This is a genomic window from Wolbachia endosymbiont (group A) of Crataerina pallida, from assembly GCF_964028475.1.
GTDB classification, from domain to species: domain Bacteria; phylum Pseudomonadota; class Alphaproteobacteria; order Rickettsiales; family Anaplasmataceae; genus Wolbachia; species Wolbachia pipientis.
The window spans coordinates 159,413-184,228 of sequence record NZ_OZ034785.1 but is presented as its reverse complement, the minus strand read 5'-3'; the positions used below and the strand labels follow the sequence as shown (position 1 = coordinate 184,228).

Annotated in this window: 23 protein-coding genes, 1 tRNA gene and 1 pseudogene; 20 read left to right on the top strand and 5 right to left on the bottom strand. The window is 35.9% G+C overall.

Going from position 1 to position 24,816, the window contains the following annotated elements:
- Positions 1-274 precede the first annotated feature (274 nt).
- The 4 genes from ABWU55_RS00920 (at position 275) to lpdA (ending at position 3,954) form a co-directional block, all read left to right on the top strand.
- Positions 275-1,107, top strand: a protein-coding gene (locus ABWU55_RS00920; RefSeq protein WP_094189578.1) for an IS5-like element ISWpi1 family transposase whose coding sequence is annotated in 2 segments (ribosomal slippage) — positions 275-644 and positions 644-1,107 — 834 coding nt in all. Because the reading frame shifts where the segments join, the coding sequence is not laid out codon by codon here.
- Positions 1,108-1,591: 484 nt separating this feature from the next.
- Positions 1,592-1,759 (top strand): hypothetical protein, encoded by a 168-nt coding sequence (locus ABWU55_RS00915; RefSeq protein ID WP_155968863.1) that lies wholly within the window; start codon positions 1,592-1,594, stop codon positions 1,757-1,759.
- Positions 1,760-2,082: 323 nt separating this feature from the next.
- Complete coding sequence (locus tag ABWU55_RS00910; protein WP_049973639.1) at positions 2,083-2,505, top strand: IS110 family transposase; 423 nt, start codon at positions 2,083-2,085, stop codon at positions 2,503-2,505.
- A 75-nt stretch (positions 2,506-2,580) separates the two neighbouring features.
- Complete coding sequence (lpdA, locus tag ABWU55_RS00905; protein ID WP_353286365.1) at positions 2,581-3,954, top strand: dihydrolipoyl dehydrogenase; 1,374 nt, start codon at positions 2,581-2,583, stop codon at positions 3,952-3,954.
- A gap of 5 nt (positions 3,955-3,959) precedes the next feature.
- On the opposite strand, the gene ABWU55_RS00900 is transcribed toward lpdA, so the two are convergent.
- On the bottom strand, positions 3,960-4,352 hold the full coding sequence (locus ABWU55_RS00900) for a hypothetical protein (protein WP_006279962.1): 393 nt from the start codon (positions 4,350-4,352) through the stop codon (positions 3,960-3,962).
- Positions 4,353-4,421: 69 nt separating this feature from the next.
- On the opposite strand from ABWU55_RS00900, the gene murG reads away from it, so the two are divergent.
- The gene (gene murG / locus ABWU55_RS00895; RefSeq protein ID WP_353286364.1) at positions 4,422-5,453 is read left to right on the top strand and encodes an undecaprenyldiphospho-muramoylpentapeptide beta-N-acetylglucosaminyltransferase; all 1,032 of its coding nucleotides are present in this window, start codon (positions 4,422-4,424) and stop codon (positions 5,451-5,453) included.
- Here the strand turns inward: murG and ABWU55_RS00890 are convergent.
- Positions 5,438-5,566, bottom strand: a pseudogene (locus ABWU55_RS00890) (glutathione synthase); the annotation flags it as partial. The gene murG and the pseudogene ABWU55_RS00890 overlap by 16 nt on opposite strands.
- Positions 5,567-5,955: 389 nt before the next feature.
- Between ABWU55_RS00890 and ABWU55_RS00885 the strand changes: the two are divergent.
- Both ABWU55_RS00885 and ltrA read left to right on the top strand, forming a co-directional pair.
- Positions 5,956-6,084 carry a hypothetical protein gene (locus tag ABWU55_RS00885; protein WP_255324786.1) on the top strand — a complete coding sequence of 43 codons (129 nt, stop codon included), beginning with the start codon at positions 5,956-5,958 and terminating at the stop codon, positions 6,082-6,084.
- Positions 6,047-7,360 (top strand): group II intron reverse transcriptase/maturase, encoded by a 1,314-nt coding sequence (gene ltrA, locus ABWU55_RS00880; protein WP_006280268.1) that lies wholly within the window; start codon positions 6,047-6,049, stop codon positions 7,358-7,360. Before ABWU55_RS00885 ends, ltrA begins: the two co-directional genes overlap by 38 nt.
- Before the next feature lie 63 nt (positions 7,361-7,423).
- Here ltrA and gshB read toward each other — a convergent pair whose 3' ends face one another.
- Positions 7,424-8,284: a glutathione synthase gene (gene gshB, locus ABWU55_RS00875; protein ID WP_353286363.1), complete on the bottom strand. Its 861-nt coding sequence runs from the start codon at positions 8,282-8,284 to the stop codon at positions 7,424-7,426.
- Between the two features lie 60 nt (positions 8,285-8,344).
- Positions 8,345-8,929, bottom strand: a complete 585-nt coding sequence (locus ABWU55_RS00870; protein ID WP_353286362.1) for a BON domain-containing protein — start codon at positions 8,927-8,929, stop codon at positions 8,345-8,347.
- A gap of 140 nt (positions 8,930-9,069) precedes the next feature.
- On the opposite strand from ABWU55_RS00870, the gene ABWU55_RS00865 reads away from it, so the two are divergent.
- The 12 genes from ABWU55_RS00865 (at position 9,070) to recJ (ending at position 22,578) form a co-directional block, all read left to right on the top strand.
- Positions 9,070-9,151, top strand: a tRNA-Leu gene (locus ABWU55_RS00865).
- A gap of 158 nt (positions 9,152-9,309) precedes the next feature.
- A complete protein-coding gene (gene tig / locus ABWU55_RS00860) occupies positions 9,310-10,644 on the top strand; it encodes a trigger factor (protein ID WP_155968869.1) in 1,335 nt (444 codons plus the stop codon).
- An 11-nt stretch (positions 10,645-10,655) separates the two neighbouring features.
- Positions 10,656-11,282, top strand: a complete 627-nt coding sequence (gene clpP / locus ABWU55_RS00855; RefSeq protein WP_006280254.1) for an ATP-dependent Clp endopeptidase proteolytic subunit ClpP — start codon at positions 10,656-10,658, stop codon at positions 11,280-11,282.
- The gene (gene clpX, locus ABWU55_RS00850) at positions 11,282-12,559 is read left to right on the top strand and encodes an ATP-dependent Clp protease ATP-binding subunit ClpX (protein ID WP_353286361.1); all 1,278 of its coding nucleotides are present in this window, start codon (positions 11,282-11,284) and stop codon (positions 12,557-12,559) included. Before clpP ends, clpX begins: the two co-directional genes overlap by 1 nt.
- Positions 12,560-12,574: 15 nt before the next feature.
- On the top strand, positions 12,575-15,028 hold the full coding sequence (lon, locus tag ABWU55_RS00845) for an endopeptidase La (RefSeq protein WP_264329549.1): 2,454 nt from the start codon (positions 12,575-12,577) through the stop codon (positions 15,026-15,028).
- Between the two features lie 283 nt (positions 15,029-15,311).
- Complete coding sequence (locus ABWU55_RS00840) at positions 15,312-15,641, top strand: hypothetical protein (RefSeq protein ID WP_353286360.1); 330 nt, start codon at positions 15,312-15,314, stop codon at positions 15,639-15,641.
- Between the two features lie 34 nt (positions 15,642-15,675).
- Positions 15,676-16,535, top strand: a protein-coding gene (locus ABWU55_RS00835; protein WP_156518142.1) for an IS630 family transposase whose coding sequence is annotated in 2 segments (ribosomal slippage) — positions 15,676-16,000 and positions 16,000-16,535 — 861 coding nt in all. Because the reading frame shifts where the segments join, the coding sequence is not laid out codon by codon here.
- A 90-nt stretch (positions 16,536-16,625) separates the two neighbouring features.
- Positions 16,626-17,458 (top strand): IS5-like element ISWpi1 family transposase gene (locus tag ABWU55_RS00830; protein ID WP_209472412.1). Its coding sequence is split into 2 segments (ribosomal slippage): positions 16,626-16,995 and positions 16,995-17,458, totalling 834 coding nucleotides; the frame shifts between segments, so codons are not numbered across the junction.
- Positions 17,451-18,479: a Na+/H+ antiporter NhaC family protein gene (locus ABWU55_RS00825; protein ID WP_353286359.1), complete on the top strand. Its 1,029-nt coding sequence runs from the start codon at positions 17,451-17,453 to the stop codon at positions 18,477-18,479. Before ABWU55_RS00830 ends, ABWU55_RS00825 begins: the two co-directional genes overlap by 8 nt.
- A gap of 34 nt (positions 18,480-18,513) precedes the next feature.
- Complete coding sequence (locus tag ABWU55_RS00820) at positions 18,514-19,773, top strand: cbb3-type cytochrome c oxidase subunit I (RefSeq protein WP_353286548.1); 1,260 nt, start codon at positions 18,514-18,516, stop codon at positions 19,771-19,773.
- A gap of 771 nt (positions 19,774-20,544) precedes the next feature.
- A complete protein-coding gene (locus ABWU55_RS00815) occupies positions 20,545-20,778 on the top strand; it encodes a hypothetical protein (RefSeq protein WP_010962507.1) in 234 nt (77 codons plus the stop codon).
- A gap of 60 nt (positions 20,779-20,838) precedes the next feature.
- A complete protein-coding gene (gene recJ / locus ABWU55_RS00810) occupies positions 20,839-22,578 on the top strand; it encodes a single-stranded-DNA-specific exonuclease RecJ (protein WP_010962506.1) in 1,740 nt (579 codons plus the stop codon).
- Positions 22,579-23,475: 897 nt separating this feature from the next.
- On the opposite strand, the gene ABWU55_RS00805 is transcribed toward recJ, so the two are convergent.
- Positions 23,476-24,282, bottom strand: a complete 807-nt coding sequence (locus tag ABWU55_RS00805; RefSeq protein ID WP_010962504.1) for a YgfZ/GcvT domain-containing protein — start codon at positions 24,280-24,282, stop codon at positions 23,476-23,478.
- 186 nt (positions 24,283-24,468) lie between these two features.
- On the opposite strand from ABWU55_RS00805, the gene ABWU55_RS00800 reads away from it, so the two are divergent.
- Positions 24,469-24,750: a co-chaperone GroES gene (locus ABWU55_RS00800; RefSeq protein ID WP_173862895.1), complete on the top strand. Its 282-nt coding sequence runs from the start codon at positions 24,469-24,471 to the stop codon at positions 24,748-24,750.
- Positions 24,751-24,816 lie beyond the last annotated feature (66 nt).

Genomic DNA, 24,816 nt, shown 5'->3' with positions numbered 1-24,816 from the left:
TATTATTATCTTGGTAAAAATCATAATAATTCGTTAACTTGTATTTTAAATCTGTATCAAATGTGCTTTTCTCGTAAGGTATCAATTGTGAAGTAATTAACTTTATTTGTTTAAAATTTTGCTAAAATAGCTCTTTTTATACTATGTTTTATATAGCTAAACTGACTTAGATTTACTGACAATTTGAAAAACAAAAATTCGTCATTCCGCTACTAGAGGTTGTCCGGAAACAAGTAAAAGGCTATAATATCTGAAATTTTAGTACGGGGTAAAGATGAGAAAAAAGTATCCAACAGATCTAAGCGAAAGGGAATGGGCAAGAATAGAAAAACACTTCAGAGTATCATACAAGAAAGGAGGAAGGCCGCCAAAGTATAGCAAAAGAGAAATATTAGAAGCAATTTTCTATGTATTGCGTACAGGGTGTCAATGGCGGTATTTACCAAATGATTTTCCGCTATGGAAGACTGTGTATGAGCAGTTCAGGCAATGGAAGAAGCAGGGAATTTTTGAGAAAATGAATTATGAAATTACAAAATATAGTAGAAGAAAAATAGGAAGGAATGAGCAGCCGAGTGCCTGTATAGTAGATAGTCAATCTGTAAAGACTACAGAAAAGGGGGGATCAAAGGCTATGATGGAAGTAAAAAAGTAAAGGGTAGAAAAAGGCATATAATTACAGACACTCAGGGTTTTATACTAGGTTGTTACGTAGGCGCTGCTAACGAAAATGATAGAGATGGTATTAAAATAGCATTAAACAATATGAGAACAAAATATACTAAAGTTAAAAAAATGTGGGCTGACATGGGATACCAAGGAAGAAATTTAAAGAATCACATAAAGGAAGAATATGACATAGATATTGAAATTGTTAAAAGGCCTCCATGTAGATTTTGGGTGCACAAAGATACGCCACCTGAGCTACTACCAACAAGAGAACAAGGGTTTAAAGTACAGCCAAGAAGATGGGTTGTAGAAAGGACTTTTGCTTGGGTTAATAGGAATAGAAGGCTATCGAAGGAGTATGATTTACTCACAACATCCACTGAGAATTTCATATACCTAGCTATGAGTAGGGTTATGTTAAAGAGGGAATATGCTTGAATTTACTAGTTTCCGGACAACCTCCTATAGTATTTTCTAAAACGAATGATAAACGTCTAAAATGGTATTACCAACTAAAAGGTGTAAGTCTGTACATTGATGCATTAGAGGTCTGAGGCGACTTTTGATGGTGTGCCAACAATGCTCTATCGGATTTAGATCTTACTATTACCCACAAATATAAATGTTTGTTGCATAGCTCTTAATGGCATAACTTTTGCTTGAAATAACTGTTTATATGGTGCAATTTACAGCTTTTAGTTGCTAAAATTATAACTCTTAGTTTAATAATTTTAATCTAATAAGCTTTCAGGTTAATAAAATTAAATTATTTGAGTAAATACAATACTATGTTTTTATTTGTGGGTAATAGTAAGGCTTAAAGCAAAATGTAGTACGAACGGTAGGTGGATCTAAAAGATCGAATTACAATCCTGTATACAGCATTTTGCATTATTGTTTGATTATATTTATAGGTACAAAAATGGCTAGAATAATTTTCATGGGAGTAGATGTTTCCAAGGAAGCATTGGACATCTCAATTAATGGCAAGCATAAGCGCATAGCAAACGTGAGTGATGCTATATCTAAGTTTATAGAAACAAATATAGTCGATTTACCCATCAAGTTATGTGTAAGCTGGTGGCTATGAAAAGCTCATTATAAAATTGTTGCAAGATAACTGTCCATAAAGCTCACCCGAATCGGGTATATGCATTTGCCAAAGCTTGCAATCATTTTGCAAAAACTGACAAGTTAGATGCTAAATTACTGGAAAAATACGCTGAATTTGTCAGTAAAGACGGTGAAGTAAAAGGATGTATAATTTCACAAAAGCAAGAGGAATTAAAGGAGCTGGGGGCAGTTGAGCGTAATTTAAATGATGCAATTCATGCAAACAAGTGTCGCCTGCAAAGTGCGACGGGAAAAGCTAGAGAATACATAGAAAGACAGATAGGGTTTGCTGAAAAACAATTGAAAGAAATTAGGCAAGACATAGAAGACGCAATAGCTGAATTGAAAGGAAAAAATGAGCTTTTAATCAGCTATAAAGGTATTGGATCAAAGACGGCGAGCGTTCTACTGACAGAGGTGCCTGAGCTTGGTAGATTAGAGAATAGAGAAATTGCATGCTTAGTTGGAGTTGCACCTAAAACTAGTGAAAGTGGAAGAAAAGTTGGCAAAGCTCAAATCAAAGGAGGCAGGTTTTATGCAAGGAAAGCACTATACATGTCAGCTCTTGTTGCTATGCGCCACAACAGAAAAATGAAAGCGTTTTATCAGCGTTTGGTTGATTCTGGCAAAGCTGCTAAGGTTGCATTAGTTGCTGTCATGAGAAAAATTATCGTTTGTTTAAATGCCATGATAAAAAATAACAACTTTTATCTTGACTCTTAAGACGGTAGATGACAGACCATTGATTGTATGGGTTCCATCTGTTATATATAATCTTTTTGAATACGAAGAAAACTGATGAATGAGTATGATATTACGGTTATAGGTAGCGGTCCTGGTGGTTATATAGCGGCAATTAGGGCGGCACAGCTTGGGTTTAAAACTGCAATTGTGGAAAAAGAAAAAAATTTAGGCGGTATATGCTTAAATTGGGGATGTATACCAACAAAATCACTGCTTAGAGCATCTGAGGTTTATAGGCTAATAAAAAGATCAAAAGAGTTTGGTATAGAAGTAAAGGAAGCGAATTTTGGTATACAATCAATAGTGAAATACTCAAGAAACGTTGTTGATAAATTGTCAAGCGGTGTTGCATATTTGATGAAAAAAAATAATATCAAAGTTCATCAAGGTTTTGGTAAACTTGCAGGCAATGGTACTATAAAAGTCGTTAGCGATAAGGAAGAACAAGAAATTGTTTCCAAGCATATCATTTTAGCAACAGGCATGAGGGCACGGAATCTGCCTGGAATAGAGGCAGATGGAGATTTAATATGGAATGCGCAGCACGCTATGACTCCAGAGAGATTACCAAAATCGCTACTAATTATAGGGTCTGGTGCAATTGGAATAGAATTTGCAAGTTTTTATAGTACTTTGGGTGTTGATGTAACAATCATAGAGATAAAGAGCACTATTTTGCCGCTGGAGGATAAGGACATTTCAGATTTAGCACAAGAAATATTCACAAAACAGGGGATAGAAATATATACAAGCAGTAGCGTAAAAGCTCTTACTAAAAGTAAAGACTCTGCTCAAGTGCTACTAAGTAGTGGTGAGAGCAAAGAATTTGAGAGGGTGATTGTTGCGGTTGGAATTCAAGCAAATATTGAAAATATAGGTTTAGAAAATACAAAAATTAAATTAAGCCCTTCTGGCTTTATTGAAACGAATGAATGGTATGAAACTAGTGAATCAAATGTGTATGCAATAGGTGATGTAGCTGGCCCACCATGTTTAGCACATAAAGCGAGCCATGAAGCCGTGATCTGCATTGAAAAGATTGCTGGTAAAAATGCTCATGCGTTAAAAAAAGAATGCATACCAAATTGCACTTATTCTCATCCACAAATAGCGAGCATCGGCCTTACTGAGGAACAGGCAATAAAAGGTGGGTATGATATAAAAATAGGAAAATTTCACTCTAACTTTAATGGTAAATCTGTTGCACTCAGTGAAACTGAAGGGTTAGTGAAAACGATTATAGATAAAAAAACCGGAGAAATTCTGGGTAGCCACATGATAGGTGCAGAAGTAACGGAGTTAATTAGCAATTTTGCTCTTGCAAAGCAACTAGAAGGAACAGACTTCGACATAAAATCTACGATTTTTCCTCATCCAACCATTTCAGAGATGATACATGAATCAGTGCTTGCTGCAGATGTTAAATAGTTGAACTAACGTTCCATCGTTTTAGAGTTGTCAATGTCTTGAGTAGTAGTTTGATTAGGCACTTTAGTTTCAATAGATTGATTACCACCAGCATCAGAATTCTGTAACTCTTCTTTCAATCCCTTAGCTGCTTCTTTAACTTCAAGCTTTGCCTTTGGATGAAGATCTTCTGGGCCTTTTCCTTTAGTATCCAAACCTTGTTGTAGATTAGTGCTTTTCATTTTATTATGCTGCTCGTGCTCAGGTAGGTCAACGACCGAATTGAAAAGAATTTTTATTATATTTTTTAGCAGTTCTAAAAAACCTCCGCTTCTGCCTTCTCTTTGTTCTTGAGGTTTATTTTTCTCATTAGGTTCTTTTTTACTATTACTTTTAGGCATTTTTAACTCAACTATCATAACGCTTAATAAAATTCTACGTGCAAATTGTTAAATAACAGTTAACAATCTAGGATTTATTATTTACAGATGGATATTATTTTAGCAACAGGTGGCACAGGTGGGCATATCTTTCCGGCCATAGCTTTAGCAAAAGCACTAAAGACACAAGGATACAATTGCATATTATTCACTGATAAAAAAACAAATAAAAATACCGACATAGAAAGCTACACCTTACCATTACGTAGACCAAGCAGCAACAAATTTAAGTTTTTCCTTTTCTTGATATACAGCTCTATGTTAGCACTGTATCAAGTAAGAAAATTAAAACCAAAATCGGTCATTGGTTTTGGTAGCTATGCTTCTTTTCCAACTCTTCTTGCAGCAAGAGTTCTTTCTATACCTATAATTTTACATGAACAAAACACAGTTTTAGGGAGAGTAAATAGATTCTTTTTCAAGAGTGCAAAATTAATTGCAACCAGCTTTCCGGAGACTAAATATGCAGAGGGCAATAAATGTATTTTTACAGGAAATTTTGTTGATATAAAAGCACAGAGCCATTCTAGCACTGAGAAAATCCTAAATATATTGGTCATAGCAGGCAGCCAAGGTGCAAATTTTTTTGATGATGTAGTAAGCAGCGTAATTTGTGATTTACCTATTAAAATGAAAAAGAAAATTAGAGTGACGCAGCAATGTACGAAGAAAAATGTAAACAAGGTCAAAAGTCTATACAAAAGTGAAAAGATCGATTGTGAATTGAGTGAATTTTTTGATGATATGGAGAATAGACTGGCCAATGCTCACTTGGTAATTAGCAGAGCAGGAGCAACTTCAATAGCAGAGATCACTCTTGCTAGGCGTTCTGCTATATATATTCCTTACCCTTACTCAAAAGATAATCACCAATTTTATAACGCAAAATATATTGAAGACTCGAGAGCAGCTATAATAGTTAAGCAGAATAGTGAAGCAAAAAAAAATCTAACAGAGGTACTATTTGATCTATTAAATAATTCTCAAAAATTGCGTGATATGAGCAATAGTACAGAAAAAACAGGGATAAAGAATGGGACTACTGAGTTTGTTAAGGTGATTGTTCACAGGTTTAGTTGATGGCTGCTTGCTTTTTCTTCAAACACGTCCCAAAGATCCTTTTCTAGCGATATATTATACAATTTATTGATATAAACTACTCCCGTGGGTGAAGTTGTGTGTGCGCCAAGAAGTGCGTAAGGAACAGTTGGCGAAAATCCAACACGGGTAAAGCTTAGCCGGCAACCTGGAACAAACCATTATGCTGCGTAAGGTAACGAGCGTAGTAAAGCTAATGGAATGGACAACATAGGGTGCAACGAAAGTGAAGGTATTGAGTCCCGTAATTCACGCGTCATGGGGGCTGACACTTTACATTTGGTGGAAGGCAACATGGGTAATAACGCTAAGGCAAGATATTACTCACCTCATCGGGATCGAAGGCCGCGTCATGTGTTGAGATGGACCTTACGTGAACTTGGGAGATCCTTTGTATTCCTGTAAGGGTACTCTGGAACAAGTCAATAAAGGCGAGGACTGGAGGAAGATGCAAAGGAAGTCGGACTAACTGATAGTACTCGGAGTGTGGGAAAGCCACATACAAGGGGAAGCGGTTAGCAATATAGTGACTGGTATAGGGATTGCTATACCAATACAACAGAGATTGGAGGAGTATGCAAGGAAAACTAAACCAGATAGCAGTAAGGGCTAAGCAAGATAAGCGAGTAAAATTTACATCATTAGTTCATTTGATTAATGAAGAGAATCTTGCAGAGTGTTATAAGGAACTAAAACGCAACAAGGCTTGTGGTATAGATCGTGTGACAGTGGAAGCTTATGGAGAAAATCTAGAAGAGAAACTTAAAACACTAGTGGATAGTATGAAGAGAAAACAATATCAACCGCTACCAGTGAAAAGGGTATACATACCCAAAGCCGGGAGCAAAGAGAAGCGCGGTCTCGGAATACCATCAACGGAAGATAAGTTGGTACAGGTAATGCTAAAGAAGATATTAGAAAATATTTATGAAGCAAACTTTATGGACAGCTCGTATGGATTTCGACCAGGAAGAAATTGTCATCAGGCGATAAACGCTCTAGATAAAGCAGTTATGCACAAACCAATTAACTATATTGTAGAAGTGGATATCAAGAAGTTCTTTGATAATGTTCAACATAAATGGCTAATGAATTGTCTAAGGGAACGAATAGCTGACCCAAATTTATTGTGGTTAATAAAACGATTTCTAAAGGCAGGAATAGTCGAAGTTGGATGTTATAAAGCAACCGATCAAGGCACACCACAAGGTGGTATAGTAAGCCCTGTATTAGCTAATATATACTTACACTATGTGCTGGACTTATGGTTTGAAAAGAAATTTAAGCCAAAAGCCAGAGGATATTTACAGCTAATAAGGTTTTGCGACGATTTTGTAGTTGGCTGCGAGAGGGAAGAAGACGCAAAAGAATTTCTAGAATTACTGAAACAAAGACTAAGTAAATTTGGGTTGGAAATAGCTGAAAATAAAACAAAAATAGTAAAGTTTGGTAAGAAAGAATGGTATCAAGCAGAAAGAGAGAAACGTAGGACGGCTAGCTTCAACTTTCTAGGATTTACACATTATTGTGGAAAAAGTCGTAATGGTAAACTTATGATGAAGCAGAAAACTTCAAAAATAAGCCTAGCCAGAAAGATTAAAGAAATCAAAGAATGGTTGAAGATGGTACGAAGTCGTATCTGTCTCAAAGATTGGTGGCAGAAACTTAAAGCCAAACTAACAGGACACTATAGCTACTTCGGAGTTAGCGGAAATTATCGGTGTTTGATTCAATTCTATCGACCGGTAACAAAGTTAGCATTTAAGTGGATAAACCGACGTAGTCAAAAGAAAAGTATGGATTGGGAACAATTTATACACTATTTAAAAGTAAATCCATTACCAAAACCAAAGGTATATGTTTCTTTATACACAGGAGCACTAGTGTGAACGCTGTATTGTGGAGCCGTGTGCGGGAAATCCGCAAGCACGGTTCTTTTGGGGAGACTATGGTTATGAGACCAAATCGCTGGTTTCAAGGTCATGAGTCTCTACCAGACTAATTTCGAGCAGGAAGTCATCTATAATATCAATACCAACAAATATTAGCCCTCTTTTCTTTAATTCAGGACCAATTTTGTTACATATTTCATTGTTTCTATCGTTCATTTGAGCGGGCTCAAAACTTGCTCCAAGTCGCATGTTTGTTCTGATCTCTCCACTGATTTTTGGAATTCGTTTCATTACACCAATTGGTTGGCCATAAAGTAGCAATATTCTTTTATCTTTATCTATGTTTTTACAAAATGATTGTGCAATCACAGGGCATTCGTATTTTGCTATCATGAGATCCACTACTACTTGAATACTATTCTCATCTTGTATTCTTATCACATCGTTTCCTCCATAACTATACAATGGCTTCAGAATAATATCTTGATAGTTGTAGTAGAAATCTCTAATCATTGATATATTTTCAGTAATCAAAGTTGGCGGAATTAGTTCTGGAAATAATGAAGTTATCAATTTTTCAGGACAATTTCTTATTTCTGTTGGATTGTTAATTACCAATGCGCTAGTTTTTTCTAAGATATATGTTGTTGTAATGTAACGCATATCAAAAGGTGGATCCTGTCTGATAAATATGATGTTCATTTCATTCAAGTTGATAGCTACATCTTTTTTGGAGATAAAACTAAAATCATCAACGCTGACTTTCTGAGCAAAAGCAATTGGATAGTTTAGCTTTAGTGCTAAATTATCAGGAGTATAAACAAAAATTTCATACCCCCTCCTTTGTGCTTCTTTTATTAGCACAAATGTAGTATCAGTTTCAAAATTTATATTTTCATCCATCTGAAAGGCAATTTTCATTTATGTTCTCTACCTATTGTCACAACTGTACAAATGTTATAATTTGAAAGCGATTTTTGCCTAATGGCGTAACTTACTGTACCTGTATCGTACATAACTTACAACTTGTTTTACTCCCTTTACTTTTCTTGCAATTGCTATTACAGCTTTTAATTCCGCTTTATTTTGGGCTATACCCATCAAATAAACAACTCTATCAACCGTATTAACGCTATAATTAATTGATTTAATATTTCTTTTCCCCAGAAGTCTTGTTCTTATTTCCGCTGTTATCATGCCATCTACAGTAGTGTCTAGCATGGAAGCCATTTGAATTGGTATTACTCTTATTTCATTTATCACTTCTTTAATTTCTTTTTGCTGCCAAGCTATTTTTTCTGCTGTAAGTTGTTTTTCAGGAGTGTCAACACTTCCAATGAGCAATACTCTTCCTTCACTTACTTTAACCTTTATGGATGAAAATAGCCCATGTTTTAAGAGCCCCTTATTAATTCTGATGACCATAGTCGTATCATCAATGATATTTCCCAAGGATTTGTCCTGCATTGTTATTGCTGTAGCCACCACACCACCTATTATAAGGGTTGTGCAACCACTTTGTGTAATCAAAAAAATTGCGAGTAAGAAGCCTGTTATTAATCTCATTATTGATTTTCAGGGTTTAGAGCTTTCATTAAGAAATGTTAATAAGCTTTTTTGATTGTGTAAATACCATAAATTAAGTAAGACTTTAAACCTTGAATATTTTTAATGGAATACCTATAATAGGGTACTGAAAATTTCTTGCGGATATGGCGGAATTGGTAGACGTGCCAGGTTTAGGTCCTGGTGAGCTTGCTCGTGGGGGTTCAAGTCCCTCTATCCGCACTTTAAAGTCATGTAACTTAGGTTTTAAGGGAAAATTTATAATCACTAAATACACTTTTGTTTGTGTAAAAACCTGTTCTTAAGGATTGTGTTTAACTTAAATTCTGGTAAAATGACTCTATTAAGATATGAATTAAAATGTTAATAAATGAATTATGATGTCTAATAATATACCTCAAAATACAGTCGAAGTAAGTAGCGTATATACCTACAAAGAGCTTAGTATAGATAAACTAAAGTATGAGTATGAAATCACAGTTGGTAGTGATTATATAAAACAAAAGGTAAATTCCAGGTTGCAAGAGATAGCAGAAAATGCAAAATCACCTGGATTTAGGGCTGGAAAGATGCCCTATGACCTTGTTGTTGCAAATTATAAAAACGAGGCTTTGGAATATGTGATAAATAATACAATTGATTATTGCTCAAGTGATTTGATGAAAAAAATTGAAGTCAAGTCTCACATTTATCCTAAGGTTGATGTTATATCATTACCAGATCTGGGCAAAGAAAATGAGGAGGGCAATTTTGTATACAAGCTATCTTTTGAGTCGATGCCTGAAGTACCGATGATAGATCTTGACAAAATAAACTTAAAGAAAATTGAAGCAAAGATTGAAGAGGAAGATATAAAAGAATTTATTGATTCTATCAAAACAAAGTTCCCCAATTTTGCCTCTGTTGATGATGCTTCTTATCAAGCGAAAGATGGGGATAAATTGATAATTGATTTTGAAGGGCGGATTAGGAATAAGCTCTTTCAAGGTGGAAGTAGCAAAGATTTTGCCGTTAATTTAGGGTCTGGCACATTTATTAATGGTTTTGAAGATCAATTAACTGGTATGAAAAAGGGAGAAACAAAGAACTTTAAGTTGAAATTTCCTGAAAATTACCAAGCCATTTCCCTTGCAGGACAGGAAGCTGATTTTTCTGTGCGAGTTAATGAGATTCAAATTGCCAAAGATTTTGAAAATGATGATGAAATAGCTAAGAGTATTGGGTTTAAAGATTATTCTTTGCTAATAAATCATGCAAAAAAAATGATTGGTGATCAGTGCACCGAAATGAGAAATCTCTTAATTAAAAAGGAGCTGTTTGATTATTTGGATGCTAATTATAGTTTTGATTTACCCACAGACATAGTAAAACAGGAGCAACAAAGAATGGAAGGAGAATTGGGTGCTCAAAATGATTCTCGTAAAGAAGCTGAAAAACGTGTAAAGCTTGCTATGTTATTTATGAAATTTAGTGCAGAACATAAAATATCATTAACTCAAAATGATGTTTTGAGTGTTATTGTAAATCAATATGTCAGTAAAGATGTGCAATTTGACAGAGTACTTAAGCATTTTGAATCAAATAAACAATTTCAAGAATTAGTTAGAGGGCAAGCGCTTGAGTATAAAGTGACAGATTATATAATAGAAAAAGTTAGTAAAGAAGAGCAGATTGTTTCTGTGAAAGAATTAAAGGAATTATTTGATAATATTTAATAGGAAAAGGTATGACTCTTATACCAATTGTAGTTGAACAAACTAGTCGCGGTGAGCGCGCTTATGACATATATTCAAGACTAGTGAAAGAAAGAATAATTTTTGTAACAGGTCCTATTGAAGACAATATGGCCAGTGTAATAGTAGCACAGCTTTTATTTTTAGAATCGGAAAATCCCGATAAAGACATTTGTATGTACATCAACTCACCAGGTGGTGTTGTAACTGCTGGTTTGTCGATCTACGATACAATGCAGTATATAAACCCAGACGTTTCAACTTTATGTATAGGTCAAGCTGCGTCTATGGGTTCTTTATTGCTTGCAGCTGGTACAAAAGGTAAGCGCTACTCTCTACCTCATTCAAGAATTATGATACATCAGCCATCTGGTGGTTATCATGGTCAAGCAACTGATATAGAAATACATGCTAATGAAATTTTGCGGGTTAAGAAAAAACTAAATCAAATTTATGAAAAACATACTGGAAATTCACTGAAGAAAATTGAAGGAATGATGGAAAGAGATAAATTCATGGATCCTGAAGAAGCAAGGAAAATTGGCTTAATTGACAGGGTGATAGCTGAGCGTACAGATATTGAAATTGAAAATATTAAAGTTAAACAAAAGGTGGGTTAATGGATAACAATAATGATTTACACTACTGTTCTTTTTGCAACAAGGCGCAAGATGAAGTAGATAAATTGATTACTAACTCTTCGGATGGTTTAAAGGTGTTTATTTGTAATGAGTGCATAGAATTATCCCATAAAGCAATAAGTCAAAAGAAAGATAGATCTTTTAATTCAGATCGTATATCTGATATGAAGCTATTACTAAAGAAACCTGAGGATATAAAAAACTTTCTCAGCAAGCATGTTGTAGGTCAAGAACACGCGCAACACGTTTTATCTGTAGCTATGTATAACCATTGTCAATCCATGGTACAATTTCATGCTATAAGTGATATTGAAATCGAGAAGTCAAATATAATGCTTATTGGTCCCACTGGTTCTGGTAAGACTTTGCTAGCCAAAACACTTGCTAAAGTTTCAGATGTGCCATTTGCTATGGCTGATGCGACAACTTTAACTGAGGCAGGTTATGTGGGTGATGATGTAGAAAGCGTGTTGTCGCGTTTATTACAAGCTGCAAATTATGACGTTGTAAAAGCACAGCGTGGTATAGTGTTTATAGATGAAATAGACAAGATTACAAGAAAATCTGAAAGCACTTCAATAACCCGTGACGTTTCAGGTGAAGGGGTCCAGCAAGCTCTGCTTAAGATTATGGAGGGTACAGTTGCTTATGTTCCGCCACAAGGAGGGCGAAAATACCCACAACAAGAGTTTATACAAGTGGATACTAGTAACATACTGTTTATTTGTGGAGGAGCTTTTGAAGGCCTCGATAAAATTATTGAAGCGAGAAAAAAGGGAACGTCAGTTGGCTTTGGAGCAGATATAAGTCAGTCTAAAGAGCAAAAGAAAAAGAATGCTTTACATGATGTTCAACCTGAAGATTTAATCAAATTCGGTTTAATACCCGAATTTGTAGGGCGGGTTCCAATAACTGCTGTTTTAGATGAGCTGGATCATGAAGATTTAATACATGTGTTGACAGAGCCAAGGAATGCACTAATAAAACAGTACAAAGCATTGCTTGCGTTTAGCAAAGTAAACCTTGAGTTTTCAGATGAAGCAATATCAGCTATTGCTAAAAAGGCTATAAGCTACAAAACAGGTGCAAGAATGTTACGTGCTATCTTGGAGTCACTTTTGCTTGACATTATGTATACATCTGGAAACGGAGGCTTTGAAGGTAGCACTATAGTAATCACTAAGAAAATGGTAGAATTAGGAAAAGCAACGGTTAATCATAATAACAATGGCAATGTTATAACGGTTAATGATTAATTTGAGGCATATATTATGAACATTGAACGTGCTGTAAGCTCTAGTTTTACTGCATTGCCAGTATTACCTTTAAGAGATGTAGTAATTTTTCCAAATATAATGGTGCCTTTATTCATAGGCAGAGAAAAATCTGTTAATGCACTAGAGTATGCAATAAGTAGTAGTAATCACCAAAATGAGATTTTTCTTGTAGCACAGAAAGATGGCTCTGTTGATAATCCAGAGCCTGAAGATCTTTATGAAGTAGGTGTGTTAGCAAGCATTGTACAACCGTTAATAAAATTACCTGACAATGCAGTAAAAGTTATAATCCGGGGGATAAGAAGGGGAAGAGTTGTAGAATATATTAGCTCTCATACTTTATTACAAGCCAGGGTAGAGTTAGACAATTATTATAAAGAAGATGAAGACAATATTGATTTAGAAGCTTTAAGGCGGTCTGTTGTAGACGCGTTCGATAGCTGGTGTAAGCTAAACAAGAAAAATCAACCCGAGGTTGCCATTAACTCCATTGATCAAATCAAAGAAGTTGATCAACTTGTAGACACGGTAGCTTCACATTTAAATATAAAAGTATCAGATAAACAAAGTATACTTGAGGCTTATGACCCAGAAGAGCGTTTAAAAAAAGCTTTTGCTTTTATTGAGAGAGAAATGAGTATTTTGAACGCACAAAACCGTTTATATAAGACAATTAAATCGCAAGTTGAAAGCACTCAGAAAGTTTACTACCTTAACGAGCAATTGAAAGCTATACAGAAAGAATTAGGCGAATTTGAGAATGGTGATGAAGGGAATATACTCAATGAATTTGAAAAAAAGATAAATGAAACAAAGCTTTCTCAGGAAGCAAGAGAGAAAGCTATAACTGATTTGAAGAGATACAAGAAAATGAATCCCATTTCTCCTGAAGCTACAGTTATATCTAGTTACTTGCATTGGTTGCTTGAGTTGCCATGGGGAAAGTACAAAGATGCAAAAATTAACTTAAATGCAGCTAAGAAAATCTTAGATGAAAATCATTATGGCATAGAGAAAGTAAAAGATAGAATAATAGAATTTTTAGCGGTATTAAAAAGAGTAAAAGAGATAAAAGGTCCTATACTTTGCTTAGTTGGACCGCCAGGTGTTGGTAAAACTTCTTTAGCTAAGTCTATGGCAAGAGCAGTAGGAAGAGATTTTGTTCGCATAGCTCTTGGTGGTGTGCGTGATGAGTCTGAGATACGAGGGCATAGGAAAACTTATATTGGCTCAATGCCTGGTAAAATCATTCAACACATGAAAAAAGCTAATTCATGCAACCCGCTTTTTCTGCTTGATGAAATAGATAAGATGGGTTCTGATTCGCGTGGCGATCCTGCATCTGCATTACTTGAGGTTTTAGATACTGAGCACAATAAACACTTTACGGATCATTACTTGGAAGTTGAGTTTGATCTTTCAAGTGTAATGTTTGTAGCTACGGCAAACAGCTTAAATTTACCACATCCTTTGCGTGATAGGATGGAAATTATACAATTGTCCGGGTATACTGAAGATGAAAAAATCAGTATTGCTACACACCACCTTATTCCGAAGTTAAAGAAGGAGCATGGTTTGTATCAGAAGGAATGGGACATAACTAATGAGGCGTTATACGAGTTGATACGTTTATATACACGTGAAAGTGGTGTGCGGAGTATGGAAAGGGAGCTTGCAAAGCTCATGAGAAAGGCAGTTAAAGAAATATTGACTGATAAAAATAAGAAAATATCCGTAGGGGTTGACAATTTACAAGATTATTTAGGGGTACGTAAATATACCTTTGGCATTGCGGAAAATGAGAGTTTAGTAGGAATAGTAACTGGGCTCGCCTATACTGAAACAGGTGGTGATATTTTGATGATAGAATCAGTCCTAATTCCGGGCAAGGGAGAAATAAAATACACAGGAAAGCTTGGAGAGGTTATGCAAGAATCTATAAAAGCTGCGTATAGTTATATTCGATCAAATTGTTTGTTTTTTGGTATAAAGCCCGAAAAATTCCAAAATAATGATATACATTTACATGTACCTGAGGGTGCAGTACCAAAAGATGGCCCTTCTGCTGGCGGCGCGGTATGTACGTCTATTGTTTCTCTTATGACGAATATACCAGTTAACAAAAATGTTGCTATGACAGGCGAAGTGACATTGCGTGGTAGAGTTTTAGCTATTGGGGGCTTAAGAGAAAAATTGCTTGCAGCGCTCAGAGGATCAATCAAAACTGTGATTATACCAAGTGAAAATGAGAAAGATATGCAAGAGATTCCGGCAAGCATCAAAGAGGGGATCAACGTAGTTTTTGCTAAGAATATTGATGAAGTTATGAAAGTTGCTTTAATGCACCCTACTACTCCAATTGATGGTGATGATAATCAAAATAGTGTGCCTTCCTCTATAGAAAGTAAAGATGATACTTTTCCTATGTCGGAAACATTGAAGCATTAGATTAAAAAAATATTATCAATCTCCATTTCTCTTTTATCCGGCAAAAACCCACCAACTTGTGTGTCCCATAAGGATATGACTTGCTTTGTTGTTATGTCATTCATATTTTTTACTTATTCTATCTCCCAGTTTTATTCAAGTAGATGATATATTATAATAGTCCTTTTCATGGAAACCTTTTCTGGTAGATTGCTTTCTAGAAAAACCTTGGTCAAGGTGCCAACTGTGGTTTATAATAATATAAATTATATCATAGTTGATTTGCGTTTATCAGAGCTGAGGTATGTTTTATCTTACAAATTTTTTGCCTATTTTACTGTTCCTATTTCTTTTTGTAGGAAGTGGTATATATTTTACTGTTCTTGGCGTGTCAAATGCTTTTTATCAGTTATCTCCACTGGTAGCCATTGTTCCTGCCATAGCTCTGGGCTGGGTTTTATACAAAGGCAATACTGAAGAAAAAATGTATGCCTTTCTAGATGGGGTAAGAGATCGTAATATTATCACTATGTGTATCATTTTCTTACTTGCAGGTGCATTCAGTGAAGTAACTAAAGCAATCGGTAGTGCTGATGCCACAGTTATAGCTCTTTCCACAGAAGTCCGGATATGATAAGATTAAGGATAGATGGCGATAAGGAGGTTGGATGCCGGCAGCATATAGTTATGATTTAAGAAAAAAAGCAATGGAAGCACTAGACGAAGGGGAAAGCAGAGAAGCAGTGGCAGCAAGATTTAAAATTGGACGAACTACTTTGTGGGAGTGGCAGCAAAGAAAAAAAGAAACAGGCGACTTTCAGTCAAAAAAACTCGGTAATGGAGGTTACAATCAGAAAATTATCGACTGGAATAAGTTTATCGAATTTGCTAAAAAACACGGTAGAAAAACTCTGTCGGAAATGGCTAAACTTTGGGGCAACGTTAGTATCCAAACGATCCACCGAGCTCTCAGAAAAATTGGATTTACGCGCAAAAAAAGACATATGGATACAAGGAAAGGAACGAAGAAAAACGTGCTGAATTCTTAAAAATTATAGCAACAAAAGAACCAGAAAACTTAGTGTATATAGATGAGTCTGGGATTGATAACACGGAGGACTATCCATATGGGTATTGCCAGAAAGGACAGCGATTTTATGCCCTAAAATCTGGAAAAAAAACTCAACGAATCAGCATGGTTGCAGCCTTAAGTAGAAGAAAGATAGTTGCTCCATTAACATTTGAAGGCCACTGTAATATGGATATTTTTAATGGATGGTTTGAGCAATTTTTGGCACCGATCTTAGAACCTGGACAAACTGTCATTCTTGATAATGCTACTTTTCATAAGTCTGATAAGCTTATCAAGCTCGCTAAAGGAGTCGGTGCAGAAATTTTGTATCTGCCGCCTTATTCTCCAGATTTTAACAAAATTGAGCATCATTGGTTTGCTATAAAAAACAGAGCCAGGAAAAACATTCCTCTATTCGAATCCTTTCGTCGTGCTGTTGATTCTGCCTTCCTATGACCTATTCGGACTATTATGAGAAATGCTATAAGAGGTTGTCCGGAAACTAGTAAAAGGCTATAATATCTGAAATTTTAGTACGGGGTAAAGATGAGAAAAAAGTATCCAACAGATCTAAGCGAAAGGGAATGGGCAAGAATAGAAAAACACTTCAGAGTATCATACAAGAAAGGAGGAAGGCCGCCAAAGTATAGCAAAAAAGAAATATTAGAAGCAATTTTCTATGTATTGCGTACAGGGTGTCAATGGCGGTATTTACCAAATGATTTTCCGCTATGGAAGACTGTGTATGAGCAGTTCAGGCAATGGAAGAAGCAGGGAATTTTTGAGAAAATGAATTATGAAATTACAAAATATAGTAGAAGAAAAATAGGAAGGAATGAGCAGCCGAGTGCCTGTATAGTAGATAGTCAATCTGTAAAGACTACAGAAAAGGGGGGATCAAAGGCTATGATGGAAGTAAAAAAGTAAAGGGTAGAAAAAGGCATATAATTACAGACACTCAGGGTTTTATACTAGGTTGTTACGTAGGCGCTGCTAACGAAAATGATAGAGATGGTATTAAAATAGCATTAAACAATATGAGAACAAAATATACTAAAGTTAAAAAAATGTGGGCTGACATGGGATACCAAGGAAGAAATTTAAAGAATCACATAAAGGAAGAATATGACATAGATATTGAAATTGTTAAAAGGCCTCCATGTAGATTTTGGGTGCACAAAGATACGCCACCTGAGCTACTACCAACAAGAGAACAAGGGTTTAAAGTACAGCCAAGAAGATGGGTTGTAGAAAGGACTTTTGCTTGGGTTAATAGGAATAGAAGGCTATCGAAGGAGTATGATTTACTCACAACATCCACTGAGAATTTCATATACCTAGCTATGAGTAGGGTTATGTTAAAGAGGGAATATGCTTGAATTTACTAGTTTCCGGACAACCTCTAATTTGGCTCTTTCATTTATACCAACACAATTTTTACTCATAGGATTATTTTTTGTAGCAGCTTTCATCTCCACTGCTATTGGTACATCAATGGGCACCATTGCAACAATTGCTCCTATTGCAGTTGAACTGACACAAGCTGGGATTTCTCCTTCCTTAGGAGTGGCAACCGTTGTAGGAGGAGCAATGTTTGGCGACAATTTATCTATTATCTCTGATACTACAATTGCATCTGTGATGTCTCAAAAGGCTGATATAAAGAAAAAATTAAAACTGAATGCAAAAGTGGCACTAATTGCTTCTATATTCACAATAATTATATTATTTTATAGCTCAAGCAATAGTGCTGCTATTTCAGTTAAGGAGTATTCTTTATTGCTTGTGACTCCTTACATAATACTTATATTGCTTGCAAACTTTGGAATAAATGTATTTACGGCATTGGTTTTAAGCATAACTTTTGCTGGAATCATTGGATTTATAAATAACAACAATTATGGTTTATTGTTTTTAAGCCAAAACATCACTAAGGGGTTTATGAGTATGCATGAAATTATGCTACTGTCATTGATGGTTGGCGGGCTTTCAGGACTGGTAGGTAAAAATTCTAAGGAGCTTGCAGATAAACTTTCATCTTGGGTTATGATACAACGTGGTGGACAAAAAACTGCGCAATTATTTATTGCAAAAATAGTCAGCATATTTGATATTTTACTTGCAAATAACACCATCGCTATAATTTTTAGTGGTGAAATTGCTAGAGATATTGCTAAGAAATATGAAATACCGCCTCACTATAGTGCAGCATGGCTAGGCATATTTTCTTGTGTATTTCAAGGATTAATACCGTATGGCGCTCAATTGCTTTTGGCTAGCACTATTGCTGGAGTTTCACCTTTGGCAGTCGTGCCACACGTATACTATTGCTATGTTTTAGGTATTATTGCAGTGTTATATATTGTATTGAACAAAATTGAGAAAAAAGATTGTGCTTAATATACAAGACAACGCTCCGCTCTGTAGAAAATGGATGTTCTTGGCAGTATGTGCTCTTGCTTGCTCTGGGTTACTGTCAATAATTGTTATTTTTCTACGATTGCCTTTTATCTCCTCTCTTGTTCCTTCTGCACAATATATTTTTGATAATGCGCTGGTAATACACGTGAACTTGTCAATTTTAGTGTGGATGTGCTCTATAATATCTCTGCTCTTTATCATAAACCTACAAAATACCAATAGTTGGTTTAACTTTTCATGGGTTCTATCAACCCTTTCGATGCTGCTCATGTTTATATCCGCATTCGTTCCAAACACTGAAGTTATCAAAAGTAACTATATTCCCGTGTTACAAAACAAATTATTTTTGTTTGGACTCAGTTTGTTTATTGCCAGTATATTAGTAAATACAATGCTAGCATACACATCAAAAAAAGAGGTTTCATTTCTCTCTGTTGGGCAAATTGGGCTAGTTATTATACTTGTATCGTCATTTCTTTGCTTTGTTTTAGCATATAATAATATGCCTCCAGGTCTATATCACTCAGATAATAATTTATTTTACGAATATCTCTTTTGGGGAGGCGGACATTTATTGCAGTTTGCTTTTACTCAAGGAATGTTTTTAGTCTATTTAATAATGCTAAGTTCCAATGATATTAGTTTAGCTTCAAACAATAAAATTACTATTTTACCACTATTTATAAACACGATTTTAGCTGTAGGCGCACCGTTTGTATATTTTGTTTATCCAGTTGATAGTGCCAAGTTAATACAGTTTTTTACTTGGCATATGAGGATTGCTGGAGCAGTTTTGCCGTGCTTTTTGATAATATTAGTGTGCTACAACATCAGAACTTTTATTAATGATAAAAGCAACTATTTATTACATTCATTTTTGTTGTTCACTTATGGAGATGTGCTCGGAGTGTTGACTATTGAAGGTAATGTCACGATTCCTGCTCATTATCACGGTTCTGTAGTTGGTATCACTATAGCTTTTATGAATTTTGTCTACTGGATGTTACCTAAATTAAACTTTAAAGAGATAAAAAGTTCCATGGTAAGATTACAGATTTATGCCTACAGTATAGGGCATTTTCTCCATATCACTGGCCTTGTGTGGCTTGGTGGATATGGTGCTTTAAGGAAGGTTGCAGATCTGCCAAGTATTTCGTCAATGTTAGCACGCACGTGCTTCATTATAGGTGGCGCTATATCAGTTGTTGGTGGAATGTTGTTCGTAATAATTGTGCTTTTACATCTGTTAAAAGGCAAAGCGCGTACCAACTGACCCATAGAAACAAAAAAAACTTCCTTGACAAATTCCCCCAGCGCCCTTATCATGAAACTGAAGCTATTTATTTATCTTCTCTGTACAGATTAAATGACAAAAAAACTCACGTATCTGGCGTCCCATGTTTAATTTTTTGCACTATGTGCACCTTATGTCTTTATAAAATTTCTAGGTTTTTACCTAATATAAGCTGAAATGCGCTTATAAAGCATTTAAAACATCAAAAAACGCCGATTTAAAAAATGGATAGTGAATAACTAGCTACCCTAGGGTTTCTTTTGCCTTTTTTTCTGTTTAGTAAATTTCTTAATGTTTATAATTTAGATTAGTTGCGGCTTAAAAGCAACTAAATCGCGGTTATTAAGCGTTTAGAATAAAAAAACGCCATACTTGAAAGTATAATGTAAGTAATTAGCCAACCACGGGGCTTCTTTTGCCTTTTTTTTCATTTGGTAAATTTTTTAATATTTATACGGAAGGTAGCGCGTGACGCTGGAACCCCAAAAAAAGGATGATGTCATCCCAGTGCTCCTTTTTTTGTCATCCGAGTAGCTGACACTGTCCTCCTTTGTCATCCCAGTGCCCAGACACTGGGATCCAGCATTTCACGCAATCCCATCAAGAACGTTGTATTTTACATAACACTTTTATGCTTACCAACTTAATAAAATTCCTGGATCCCAGTGTCAGCTACTCGGATGACAAAAAAAGGAGCACTGGGATGACAGGAGAGGGAGGCTACTTGGATGACATCATAGGGGCACTGGGATGACACCATTCTTTTTCCTGGATCCAAATAGTCAAGGCACTGGAATGACAAAAAAAGGAGGCACTGGAACGACAAAGTGGAGTGTCTGCTTCTGTCATCCTATGATAGCTAAAAAGACCTGGTCACGCGCTGGAATGACACCGAAGGGGCTACTGCCCTCTTGGATGGAGACCAGTGTCAGCTACTTAGATGATACCTTTTTTCTACTTAGTTTAGGTTATGCAGAAGTCTAATACAATTATAGAACAAGCTTAAAAATTCTGGTAAAGTAGTTTTATTTACAAAGAAAGAATATGCTACTTGAAATTGAAAAGCGCAGCATAACAAATGCATTGTGGAAGTTGCAAGAAGCAGATCAAAGGCAAATCTTAACTCTTACACAGAGATTTGAGTTACCAGAAATATTAGCAAGAATATTGGTTACTCGTGGTGTTAACATAGAAAATGCAAGCGACTTCTTATATCCACTAATCAGATCGCTATTACCAGATCCCTTTCACCTTCTTGATATGGATAAAGCTGTTTCTCGTATAATACGGGCAATAAAAAATGATGAAAACCTTGCAATATTTGGTGACTATGATGTTGATGGTGCAACGTCGTCAGCATTGATTAACAGGTACCTGAGAGCAATCGATATACACTCTATAATCTACATTCCAGATCGTGTTGATGAGGGTTATGGATTAAACACAGATGCTTTATTACAACTTAAAAAGAATGGAATTGATTTATGTATTTCCGTTGATTGTGGTACGCTTGCATATCAACCAATAGAAGATGCAAAGGCTTTTGGTCTTGATATTATAGTTGTTGACCATCACCTTGGTACGGAAAAATTACCAAGCGCCGTAGCAGTTGTGAATCCAAACCGCCTTGATGAGAGCTCTCCTTATAATAACCTAGCAGCAGTTGGAGTGTCATTTCTGCTAATTGTTGCTCTTAATAAAAGCCTACGTGAGCAAGGATTTTTTACCAACAAAAAAGAACCAGATTTATTTGATCTGTTGGATTTGGTTGCCCTGGGAACTGTCTGTGATGTTATGCAGATCACAGGCCTCAATAGAGCACTTGTCTCACAAGGATTAAAAGTTATGTCAACAAGAAAAAACGTTGGCTTGCGTGTTTTATTTGATGCTTTGGGAATCCTTGAAAAACCAAGTGTTTCTCGATTAGGGTTTAGTATTGGGCCATGCATAAATGCTGGAGGAAGAATTGGAGAAGCATCGCTTGGTGCAAGGTTGCTTTCCACCGATGATGATGAAGAGGCACATTCAATCGCGCTAAAATTAATAGATTTGAATAATGCAAGAAAAGTGTTAGAAAATGAGGCTCTCTTGGAAGCTACAGCACAAGCGGAAAAGTCTGCCCAATCAGGTGCGAATTTTATAATGATAAGTGGCAATTGGCACCAGGGAATAATTGGTATAATTGCATCAAGGCTAAAGGAGCAGTTTCACTTGCCAACAGTAGTGATATCTTTAAATAATGGAATAGGAAAAGCAAGCTGTAGATCAATTTTGGGAGTTGATATCGGTGCTGCAGTCCTTTCCGCAAAGTTTATAAATTTGATTATTGAAGGTGGTGGCCATAGTATGGCGGCAGGATTTTCAATTAAAGAAGACAAAATAAATGATTTGCATGATTTTTTTACTGAAAGATTTTCAAACTCTATAAATGAGAAAACTTTAAAAGCTGATAGTATAGTAACTGCTAAAGCAATAAACTTATCTCTGTGGAACCAACTGCAACGCTTGGGACCATTTGGAGTTGGAAATCCTGAACCAAGGTTTATTATCCAAGGAGCAAAGATAAGAAAGCCTGAAGTTATAGGAGTTGACCATATAAAATGTTTTATTGCTGATGATAATGTTATGGTAAGAGCTATTGCATTTCGTTCTGCAAATACTCATCTTGGCTCTGCTATCATGCAGGGTAATGTTAAAGCTATTTTGGGTAAAATCTCTATGAATTACTGGAATGGCAATGAATTTGTACAATTTTTAATAGAAGATGTATTGACCATAAGTTGAGTGTATCTGTTCAGCAGAGTGGCAAAATAGGTAGACAAGATAAACCAAAAAATCGAGAAAAAGTGAGTTTACAACAACTGGTGTCATGAAATTATCTGACACTGATTTCCATCCAAGAGGGTGTCATCCCAGTGCTCCTATAATGTCATCCCAGTGCGTGACACTGGGATGACACCCTACTTAACCGTCATACCGCGATTCATTCGCGGTATCTCTTAGCCGCTAACAAGTAGCGGGATGACGAGCTTATCGTCATGCCACTGCGAACCGTCATACCGCCGCGAACCGTCATACCGCGATTCATTCGCGGTATCTCTAGATCCCGCTAACAAGCAGTGGGATGACGAGCTTATCGTCACGCCGCCACGAACCGTCATACCGCCGCGGCGCTAACAAGAGATCCCGCTAACAAGCAGCGGGATGACGGTTGTCGTTTAGCCATAAACATTAAAAAATTTACCAAATGAAAAAAAAGGCAAAAGAAACCCTAGTCATTGTCTATTTTCAGTATTGGCGTTTTTAAGTCTTAAACACTGCAATTTAGCTGCTTTTGAATGCAACTAACCTACGCTGCAAATGTTTAAGAAATTTACTAAGCAGAAAAAAAGGCAAAAGAAACCCCGTGTTAGCTAGTTGTCACTCTCTAATCCTGCAAATTGGCGTACTATACTGTCTTAAACGACTTATAAGCGCGTTTCAGCTTATATAGGTAAAAACCCAGAAATGTTGTGAAGACATAAGGTGCACATAGTGCAAAAAATTAAAAATAAGACGCCAACTACGTTGTTTTCTTGCTGTTTAATCTGCACAGATGAAGATAACTGAATACCTTCAATATCATGATAAGGGGGCTGGCGGAGTTTGTCAAGCAAGTTTTTCGTTTCTATATGGGCTACCTTAAGACTTCAACGTCTTAACGCACTTGACCCCACCAGCATATAAATTTGCATGGCTCTTTCCAGTATTAAGCAATGCAAATCCAATGTTGTCTACACTAGAGCGCAGTTCCCCTATTTCCTCATTGTTTTCATTTGTCACTTTAGTGCCAATATCTGGAAGTGCGTTATCCCCCTCAACAAGGTAAAGTTTTCTTCTGAATATTTCTTGTCTGCTCATTCGATTTACAACTTCCTGACCTATATAACACCCCTTATTAAAGCTTATACCGTTTACTTTATCGATTAAAAATTGCAGCGGAAACGATGAATTCTGCACCATATCTTTCGCTCCATCTGGAACGAGATTTTGAATTCTGACTTTTTCATACTGAGTAAAATCCCCAACCGGCTCTTTCATTTCATCTTTATGTATGATCCTCATTCCTAGCAGCTTGTGCCTTGGATCTTGAAAAATAACTTGTGACTTACTACTACACTCCGCCAACTTAGTATTAAACAAAACCCCAACCTTATACAGTGCGCTAACGTCTTTAATTTTCACCCTCAAATAAGTTTTAAGCAAATCCAGTTTCTCGATTATTTGCTGCAAGTGCATGTTTTCGCACTCTAAGAGGGTGTATTTACCATATTCAATAAGAAAAAAATCATATAGATATTTTCCCTGAGGGCTAAGTAATAAAGAGTAAATGGCTTTTTGGCTATCCAACTTATTAATATCATTGGTTATAATGCCCTGCAGAAAATCTCTAGTGTCAGGCCCATATAGCACTATCACACCACGACTTAAGAATGGTATATAACTCATGAAATCTCTATAAATAAATCTAAATTCTATTATATAACATTAGGCTCTTTATAGAAACTGCTTTTGGCGTACATATTTTATATGGTGTGCATATTTTATAAACTCCAGCCCTTGAAATCTAACTTACGAGTATATATATATAAACTTATAAGTTAATTTGTTGATGAGGAAAAACAAATGTCAAGTATAAGTTTAAATGTATTAGATGATAGCGTGCTGATCAAGCCTATTAGCGAAGAAAAGCAAGGTGGAATTGTGCTTCCATCAAGTGCTGAAAAGAAACCTACTAAAGGTGAAGTTATAGCAATTGGTGAAGGTTCACGCAATTCAAGTGGCGAACGCGTAACTTTAACTGTGAAAGCTGGTGATAAAGTGTTCTATCGCCAATGGGCTGGTACAGAAATAGAACATAATAATGAGAAGCTTATCGTGATGAAAGAGTCCGATATACTTGCTGTCATTAAGTAGCAGTCTTTATTTTACTAAACTAAAACAAAGCACGACATAGTGCATTGTAAGTAATTTTATTATAGT